This window comes from Mesorhizobium sp., from assembly GCF_004962245.1.
Taxonomy (GTDB): domain Bacteria; phylum Pseudomonadota; class Alphaproteobacteria; order Rhizobiales; family Rhizobiaceae; genus Mesorhizobium.
Genome location: NZ_SUHQ01000073.1, coordinates 1 through 5,366, shown reverse-complemented (window position 1 = coordinate 5,366; position 5,366 = coordinate 1). Strand labels below are relative to the sequence as shown.

The window sequence follows — 5,366 nt, the reverse complement described above, 5'->3', positions numbered from 1 at the left end:
CGCAAGATCATCAAAATCATTGAATGACCTAAAGCAACTGGGAGGACAGCCCGCCCTGCCGAAAGGTGCGGCGGGTGCCAAGCAAGGAAGAAAGTGATCACCATGTCGAACCGTGAGATTGGAGCGTCCCAGGCGCTCCGAATGCGCGTGACGGACCTCAACGAGAGGATGCGCGGAGCCCGGATTACTGAGAGTGAACTGGAGACCTTTCGAAAGGTTGCAGCCGTCATGGAGGACGGCAAGGGCAGAATCGATGCCGACGATTTGATTGCCGCATCCTTCATCGTCGAGACGCTGGACTAACCTCTAGAATGCGAAGCGCTGCAATGTCCCTCTCTCCCAGTTGGTCTGACTTTCCCAATGCCCGCAGTGCAACTTCGCCGTCGTCAAGAGCGGCAGAGCATCGGCGACCACGGTCGATTAGCACGCGGCCGGCGCTGCGCCATGCAACAACAATTCGTGCACTGGAGGGACCTCGAAGCAACTGACAGCTTCGAGGGCGACCAACGGCGTTAGCCAGCACCAAGGTAAGGGACCAAACACCGCTTCACGAGCTTGAGGACAGACACCAAAACGCACAGGCGCGGCAATGCCAAATCACCTTGCCGAAATTTATGCAAACAACGCAGATCTCGCCGTCCTGGGCGGGATAGCAACACTTGCATCGGTAGGCGTCTGTCTTGTGCTCAGGCGTATCCTGGTCGCTGTCCAACGGCGTCACATGAAACCAGATGCCGACCTCAGCGAAGGCATATCTGATCCCCCCGAGGACTCCTCTTGGGATTGGCAAAGCCCGATCGACTTTGCAACCGAGCCAGCTTCTTCTCAGGCTGCCGTGTCCTTAGACACGGCAGACCTGGACGTTCAGCCTCAGCATGCCAAGTACCTTCGGTTCGGGGTGAGAATCGAGTATTTCGACGTAATTTCCGAACCTTGCGAGAGCTCGTTGGTTGCCGAACCCAACGCTTTCGCATCCGCGACGGACATACCGCAATCCGGCCGTGTTGCGGCGTTGATCAGAGAGATCGATGACCAGTTGCGTCATACGGCTTACCCGCGCAAAGTTGCTCAGTTGGCCAATCCTGCGCGTGGCGCTTTGAAGGTCACAGCTCAGGATTCCGACCTGACCATCGCGACGGCCTCACCTCCTCGCGTTCGCAGGCCGATCGGTCTTGTGTCCCGCTTCGGCGTCGCAATCTGTTTGGCGGCGCCGCTTGGCTATGCGATGCCGAGACAAAACTGGGTCGACAGCGCCCCCGCCATTTCGCTGGCTCAAGGTCAGGCCTATCCGGACCCTTCACGACCCTTCGCGATTCCGGCGAATGCTGCATTAGACATGCGTAGACCCACCCACGGTGACGAGCACATGAGTAGCGAATTGCTCAGCCCTGATATCACGGCTTCTCGGGCCAAATGGGGGGCAGCCGGTGCTCAGGCAGCTGCGAGGGAATTGGCCGGCCAGGAGCACCGGGCGGCGGAAGGCGAGCGCGCCAGGAGCGCCGCTCTGCAGGGAGCGCCCTTCGAGTCGCATGAGCAGATCGACGCGTTGAGGACAAGCGCGACAGTCGCCGACAACGCACGCGAGGAGCGATTGCGCAACGAGCTCGCGGCAGCCCGCACGCTTGACGCATTGCAGCGCATTGCGGGAGATGCCCCCAAGCTGCTGCGCGAAGCCACCAGCTATGTCCTCACGGAGATGCCCGCTGCTCATCTGGAGCGTGAGCGAGCCGAACGGCTGACGCGTGACCTATCGCGAGCACGGACGCAAATTGAACAGCTTGAGGCCGAGGCTGCCGAGCATCGCACCAAGGCCAAGGGTTCGCTGGCGCAAGCGAACGGAATGCTCGACGACGAGCGCCGGAAGTCAGAGGACCTTCGTGACGATCTCGCCGAAATGAACCTGTCCTATGCCGCGCTCGTGGAGCGCGCAGACGCGGCTGAGCAGGAACGGACCGGTGCAGTCAAAGCGAGAGAACGAGTGGAGCAGACGACAGCCGAGACGCAGCGGGCGCAGGCGCGAGAACGCGCTGCGGCAGTGTCGACTCGTGACGAGCTGAAAAAAGCTCGCCTCGAGCGCGACGCGGCTGAACGGGAGCGCGCCAGAGCAGTCTCAGCGAAAGAGCGTGCCGAGCAAACTGCAACCGAGATAGCGCAGGCTTTGGCACGAGAACGTGCTGCAGCAATCTCGACCCGTGAGGTTCTCGATATAGCACGCCTCGAGACCGACGCCGCCCGAGCACTTTTGGCACAGGTCGCCAGGTTGAAGGAGGCTCTGGACAAGCAACGTGAAGCCACTGTTTCTCTAGCCCGCGACCTGGCCGCCGCGCGCGCGGACAATGACAGGCTCAGGGCTGAGCGTCGCAACGCGCAGATTGAGCGGCCGCTGAAGCCGCGTTCTGGCCGCGCGGCAGCCGCTACCGGCCGGTTGAAGGCTGTCAGCCAGAAGAAGGCATCCAGCAAGCTTCGCAACCCGTCTGGGATTGCCCGGGCGCGTTCTATCGCGCTTCCCTATTCCCTAAGGCCAAAATACGCGACGTTGAAGTGATTTCCGAAACGACTGCGCAGTCCCCCGTTGAAGGCCCAGGCTCTTTAAGAGGGTGACGACCCCATTCGAATCCATCCTGCTCTTGCCGGCGAGGAGTTCTGCGCGACGCTCTATGTCAGCCCAATGACGATGCCGTTGGCGTTCAATTCGCATTTGATCGGCGCCTGCCGCGTCTCCACATTGCCTTGCCGTACGTAGTCGATGCTGACCTTAATGGGAGCCGAGATCATATCGGGGTTCACCTGACGTGGGAAACCTGCGCTGCTGACGCGCACACTTGCCGCGCCAAAGGGGGCGGCAGCCATCTCGATTGCATCGCGGCAGGCGCGAACGACTTCGTCCGGGACGCCCGGCAGCGCTCTGATTGGACTGACCGCCGATGAACTACTGCTGTCGCCAGCAGACTGGAGCGCGGGAGGGAGGCCGAGCGACTGTCCGGCCCCTACGGCAGCGCCGGCCGTAGTGCTGGTCCCGTCGTCCTCCACCGACGAACTACTGCTGGAAGGGCTGGGATTGGCGCCGGCTCCTTTTTGAGAGCCGCCCTTTCGGCCTTCGCCGCGATCGCTATCAGCGCCATGGCCTCCGCCGTGTTGGCCGCCAGCGTCATGCCCTCCGCCGCGCTGGGCGCCGGCTGCAGATCCTGCGCAAGCAACCGCGATCGAGCAAGCGAATGCGAAATATGCCCAGCTGGATCCACAGGATTGACGCACGACAATCTCCATAAGTGCGTCGGTCAACCGTCTTTCCGCAACGTGCAGTCAGAACGGCCCAACTGCCGCCGTCCCGGCAAACTTACGACCAAGGCGCCACCGGTAACTAGAGGATGACTCCGGCGTATCAAGGGCGTGGTAGGTTGACCTGCAGGGGATTTTCTCTGCTGTCTCACCATCGATAATGACCTCTTATCGGCACTGATGCCTCGGCGGCCAAGGGGCGCTGGACACCGCGCAAAGTCACAGCCGCCGTCACGCCGTGCGCGACATGCTCGTGTGTGCCTGGCCTGTCGCGATGGCGACAAACCGGCGCTTGACCGCGGCAAACAACGCGGCGGCAGCGGCCCGTAATAGCCGCTCTCCGTGTCCAGCGGCCGGATGTCGGGGCCAGGCCAGGCGAACCGGTTGCTTTCCGTCAAAACGATCCACGACCGCTCACCGTCAAGCCGCAAGCGCAGCTTGACGCAGTCGGAATCTCGATGGCATGAGCGGGATCGGACGGCGGCGTATGGGTGATCGGCAGGACCCGGACGACCGGCGAGCCATCCTCCTGCATAGCGACCAGCGCCAGCACCAAGCAGGGCCTGTCCTTGTCGCCTTCTTCGCGGCCCTCGCGGTGTTGCCAATACCAGAGATAGGAATAACGGAAGACGTGGCCGACCTTGATTTCAGCCGGCAGCATTTTTTGCCGTCAGGCCTTTTGCCCCGGAGAGTTTTGACCCCGAGGGTTTTGACTCAGAGAGCTCGTCGTTGAGATGGTCAAGACCCGGCTCCATTTCGGTGGCTTCGACCGCGGTGATCTCGTCCGCGCTGAGTTCTGTTGTCAGCTCGACCCGGCGGTCGCGCTTCGACAGCCGGACAAAATCCTCGTAGGCCAACAGCACGGTGCGCGGGCGGCCGTTCTTGGTGATGATGACCGGATCGCGGACCGCGGCATCCTGATAAGCGCCAAAATTTTTCGAGACGGCGGCGGCGGTGACAGTGGTGGTCATCGGCAGGACCCCTTTGTTCCGAAATATCCGGGCTTTCCGGTCTTTCCGCAAGTGTCGGACGCCAGCCACATGGAAACGGGCCAAAATGACCGGGCAGCTTGCCAAGACCCAGAATGCTGAACTCGTCGCGTGGCAGACCGAAGCCCTCGACGCCCTCGATTCCGTGCTATCGTTCGATCGTCGCGATTCTGGCCGGGGTTTTGACCGACGACAACGCTGCAAGAGATTCGCGAGCGCGGCATAGCCTGGCGAGCGGTTGAGCGCGTCACAGACCGCAACGACCAGCCGACCACCGGGTTCGAGCACGCGCGTCATTTCCCGCAGGACGGCGACAAAGGTCCTCGAAGAGCATCAGGCCGAACTGGCTGATCGCCGCGTCCAAGCTTCCATTGGGAAACGGGAGTTCCTCGGCGCGCCCTTCTCGCCAGTCGGTGCGATCGCTCTTGCAGCGAGCCACGCCGAGCATGTCGGGGTTTGCGTCGAGCCCGATGACCTCGCCCTGTGGTCCGACCCGCTCGAGTTCTGCAAGCGCCAACACACCCGTGCCGCAGGTTACGTAGATCACCCGTTCGCCTCTTTGGATTTGCGTCTGGTTGGCGAGAACGGGTCCCCACTGCCGGAACGTGCTCGCTTGCATGACCTTCCCCGCGCGAGCACTGGGCGCAGATCGCCAGCACCAATTCATTTGAACGCGTCAACCGCGAGATCAAGCGGCGAGTCGACGTCATCGGCATCTTTCCCAATGACGAGGCCATCGTCCGATTGGTCGCGCGCTGTTGCTGGAGACCAACGACGAGTGAGCCGTAGCGCGCGCTACATGAGCCTTGAAACACTCGCCCCGAGACGGTCGTTGAACTTTGCTTGGTTGGGAAGACCAGTCAGCAGGTCACGATGGGCAAGATGACGAACAATGGTCTCGCTTTGGCTAAGCCTGAGGGATCGCTTCCTCAGGAGGCTGATGAACAGTGACAAGGCGCAAATCGATACGACGGCCAATATGGCTAGCTGTGCATGATGCTTCGTAAGTTTTGGGCTATCCAGGATCAACCAGGGCGGATGTACTAGCTGTGGTGCCTCAGCAGGTTGTCCCGATCGAAGCCGAGGCGGCTGATGGGT

At 61.6% G+C, this 5,366-nt stretch carries 5 protein-coding genes and 2 pseudogenes; 3 read left to right on the top strand and 4 right to left on the bottom strand.

The annotated features are described in order from the left end of the window. Positions 1–141 precede the first annotated feature (141 nt). Both E5X88_RS33230 and E5X88_RS33225 read left to right on the top strand, forming a co-directional pair. Positions 142–303, top strand: coding sequence for a hypothetical protein (locus tag E5X88_RS33230; RefSeq protein ID WP_366664832.1), 162 nt, complete (start codon positions 142–144; stop codon positions 301–303). Positions 304–589: 286 nt separating this feature from the next. Beyond that, on the top strand, positions 590–2,545 hold the full coding sequence (locus E5X88_RS33225; RefSeq protein WP_292168479.1) for a hypothetical protein: 1,956 nt from the start codon (positions 590–592) through the stop codon (positions 2,543–2,545). Between the two features lie 110 nt (positions 2,546–2,655). On the opposite strand, the gene E5X88_RS33220 is transcribed toward E5X88_RS33225, so the two are convergent. From E5X88_RS33220 to E5X88_RS33205, 4 genes and pseudogenes are all read right to left on the bottom strand, one after another. Continuing rightward, positions 2,656–2,850, bottom strand: a complete 195-nt coding sequence (locus tag E5X88_RS33220) for a hypothetical protein (RefSeq protein WP_292168477.1) — start codon at positions 2,848–2,850, stop codon at positions 2,656–2,658. Between the two features lie 660 nt (positions 2,851–3,510). Further along, a pseudogene (locus E5X88_RS33215) lies at positions 3,511–3,940 on the bottom strand (plasmid maintenance toxin (PemK-like)). Further along, entirely contained in the window at positions 3,927–4,250 is a 324-nt protein-coding gene (locus E5X88_RS33210; RefSeq protein WP_292168481.1) for a type II toxin-antitoxin system Phd/YefM family antitoxin, read from the bottom strand. Before E5X88_RS33210 ends, E5X88_RS33215 begins: the two are co-directional and overlap by 14 nt. Before the next feature lie 265 nt (positions 4,251–4,515). Then, positions 4,516–4,887 (bottom strand): methyltransferase domain-containing protein, encoded by a 372-nt coding sequence (locus E5X88_RS33205; protein ID WP_292168476.1) that lies wholly within the window; start codon positions 4,885–4,887, stop codon positions 4,516–4,518. An 8-nt stretch (positions 4,888–4,895) separates the two neighbouring features. Between E5X88_RS33205 and E5X88_RS33200 the strand changes: the two are divergent. Continuing rightward, a pseudogene (locus E5X88_RS33200) lies at positions 4,896–5,047 on the top strand (transposase); the annotation flags it as partial. Between the last annotated feature and the right edge of the window lie 319 nt (positions 5,048–5,366).

Coding starts and splice junctions, on each gene's coding strand:
- E5X88_RS33230 (WP_366664832.1), top strand. CDS start 142: ATGCGCGTGACGGACCTCAACGAGAGGATGCGCGGAGCCCGGATTACT.
- E5X88_RS33225 (WP_292168479.1), top strand. CDS start 590: ATGCCAAATCACCTTGCCGAAATTTATGCAAACAACGCAGATCTCGCC.
- E5X88_RS33220 (WP_292168477.1), bottom strand. CDS start 2,850: ATGGCTGCCGCCCCCTTTGGCGCGGCAAGTGTGCGCGTCAGCAGCGCA.
- E5X88_RS33210 (WP_292168481.1), bottom strand. CDS start 4,250: ATGACCACCACTGTCACCGCCGCCGCCGTCTCGAAAAATTTTGGCGCT.
- E5X88_RS33205 (WP_292168476.1), bottom strand. CDS start 4,887: ATGCAAGCGAGCACGTTCCGGCAGTGGGGACCCGTTCTCGCCAACCAG.